General features: G+C 59.8%; 4 protein-coding genes and 1 pseudogene. 1 reads left to right on the forward strand and 4 read right to left on the reverse strand.

The window, feature by feature from the left end; genetic code table 11:
- The coding region (locus ACXJ7R_RS30200; protein WP_457155016.1) for a GFA family protein at positions 1–364 on the reverse strand (364 nt) is incomplete at its 3' end.
- Positions 365–551: 187 nt separating this feature from the next.
- On the opposite strand from ACXJ7R_RS30200, the gene ACXJ7R_RS30205 reads away from it, so the two are divergent.
- Positions 552–1,160, forward strand: coding sequence for a cysteine hydrolase family protein (locus tag ACXJ7R_RS30205; protein WP_457155017.1), 609 nt, complete (start codon positions 552–554; stop codon positions 1,158–1,160).
- A gap of 28 nt (positions 1,161–1,188) precedes the next feature.
- On the opposite strand, the gene ACXJ7R_RS30210 is transcribed toward ACXJ7R_RS30205, so the two are convergent.
- The 3 genes and pseudogenes from ACXJ7R_RS30210 to ACXJ7R_RS30220 all read right to left on the reverse strand — a co-directional run bounded on the left by ACXJ7R_RS30210 (position 1,189) and on the right by ACXJ7R_RS30220 (position 2,188).
- The gene (locus tag ACXJ7R_RS30210; RefSeq protein WP_457155018.1) at positions 1,189–1,584 is read right to left on the reverse strand and encodes a PPC domain-containing DNA-binding protein; all 396 of its coding nucleotides are present in this window, start codon (positions 1,582–1,584) and stop codon (positions 1,189–1,191) included.
- A gap of 68 nt (positions 1,585–1,652) precedes the next feature.
- A pseudogene (locus ACXJ7R_RS30215) lies at positions 1,653–1,915 on the reverse strand (plasmid stabilization protein).
- Positions 1,916–1,990: 75 nt separating this feature from the next.
- Complete coding sequence (locus tag ACXJ7R_RS30220) at positions 1,991–2,188, reverse strand: hypothetical protein (RefSeq protein ID WP_457155019.1); 198 nt, start codon at positions 2,186–2,188, stop codon at positions 1,991–1,993.
- Positions 2,189–2,375: the final 187 nt, after the last annotated feature.

A 2,375-nucleotide genomic window follows, 5' to 3' on the forward strand; every position in this document is an offset into this window, starting at 1 on the left:
GGTCTATTCCACAGCAAACCCAGCCAAGTCGCTGCCTCGACCCATAGTTGTAGCGCGGCTCCAGGCGGGATGGATCGTCAAACGTCCCAACATGCAGCGCGACCTCGCTGGGCGACGCATCATAGGCAAGGCTGAGTGGCGATCCGCAGGCGGAGCAGAATCCCYTTTGGGCGATCGGTGAAGACCTGCGATAGGTTGGCGTCACATTGATCCAGGCGACGCTTTGAGAAGATACCCAGGCCAGAACCGCGAAGGCGCTGCCGGTGGTTCGCCGGCACATGTCACAATGGCAGTAATGCACTCTCGGTTCGCTTCCAACGCGAAAGCGGATCGTGCCGCAGAGACATCCTCCGCTCAGTTCCATGTTGATGTCCCGGCTGATTTACAGTCCTGCGACTCGTCGCGTGCGAGTAGCTCCATTCGTCCCAGCGGAAACGCCACTCATTAGCGTCGGTTCCTGTGCCATCTCAGGAACCAGTCCCAGCACGTGGCGTTGCGTGTCTTTGCTAGGGAGCTGTCGTGGACACATACTGCCGGTCGGAGAGACGCTGATGTCGATGCCAGGCTTGGCCTATGGTCCCCTTGGCGATCGATGCATGCATATCTGCGTGGATATGCAGAGGCTGTTTGCCGAGCCGTCTCAATGGGCAACACCCTGGGTTACCCGTGTCCTCCCACAAATCGAAAGACTGGTCGAAAGACGCGCGCCACAGACGGTCTTTACGCGGTTCCTGCCCGCCCGAAAGGCGGGGCAGGGCGTCGGCACTTGGAAGCGTTACTACGAGCGCTGGGCTTCGATGACGATCGAGACGATCGGACCCGAAATGGCCGAACTGTTGCCGTCATTGGCCGGTTACTGCCCGCCGGCGGCAATCATCGACAAACACATCTACTCGCCCTGGTTCGAAGGGAGCCTCAGAGCTCTTCTGATGGCGCGCGATATCGATACACTGGTCATCACGGGTGGCGAAACAGATGTATGCGTTCTGGCCACGGTGCTCGGAGCCATCGATTTCGGCTATCGCGTGGTTCTSGTCACSGACGCGCTGTGCAGCTCTTCYGACGCAACCCACGACGCGCTGCTGACCGTCTATCATCAGCGGTTTGCGCAGCAGGTCGAGACAGTCGAGATGGAGACAGTTCTCTCGAACTGGACATAAACCCGCCCTGCCGATCGGTCCTTGAAGCTCAAGCGTCCAGATCGATAAGCGCAACACCGAGTTCCGGACGCTTGCGGCGGCGCAGATGGCCTGGGGMTTCCACCAGCGTGACTTCCAGCGTTGGCCGAACGATGCCTTCAAGCAGGTGCCCGCCTCTTGTGGTTCCGTCGCTCAATCCGAGCACCGCATGGACATGCAGGCTGGGCTTGCCATCGTCGCCCAGCGCGATATCGCCGATCGCGCTCAGCACTTCGCATTGTTCGTCGATCGGGATTTTGCGGTAGGTCTTCGCTTTCAGGTCAAACCAGCCGACGGTCGCTCGCTCGAACGCACCGATGGCGGTCAACGAAGCGCTGCCGATCTTCTGGTCGACAGCGAAAGCGGTAAGCCCGCCGAATGCTTCTTCGCCGGGCTCCAGCACCACAACGAATGTCTTTGTCCGCTAGCCTCGTTGACGAGTTGGGATTTCATCTCTGTACTCCGAGCACCCAGTTAATGCGCGCGGTGTTCAGCGTCCCGTTTGCGGGTGGCTGCGGCCTTCTTGGCCGACTCCGATCGGCTTGCAGATGAGCGCGACGCCGATGCCTTGCCGCCAATCCTGCCGCCCTTGTGTGCAGCCGGATTGCCTTGACCGTCGCCCATGCGCGCCGTTCGGCTTCCTTGTCGGAAACCCCGCGCTTCTCGTAGCCTTCTGCAATGTGATCGGCCTTGCGTTCCTGTTTGTCGGTGTATTTCGATTTGTCGCCGCGTGGCATGATTGTTTCTCCGTTGTTGGATAGGCTGTGAACGAAAAGCCGGCGAGGGAGTTCCAGTGCCGACGAATATTTCAGCTAGCGCTTGTTAGGCTTTGGAGACCGCAGCAGCAAGGCGAGGGGGACAAACAACGCCGTCACGATTGCGCAGTAGCGAAAGACGTCGACATAGGCGAGCAGCGAAGCCTGGCGCGCGATCAACTGCCCAATCCAGCCGACGGCCTGTTGCTTGGCTTGGAGCATGGTCGATCCCTGGGCAACGAAATGCTCGGTCACTTGACGCAACACCTGTTGGTATTGGGGAGACGATTGTGCCCTGTGACCGACAAGATTTGCCTGATGGAGTTGCGCGTTCTGAGCGATCACCGTGTTGGACAGCGACGCCGATGCTGCCGCCGATGTTGCGGGCAACATTGATCAACGCCGACGCCTGGTTGGTCTTCTGCGGAGCGAGACCGACGTA

It is taken from the genome of Mesorhizobium sp. P5_C1, assembly GCF_054049815.1.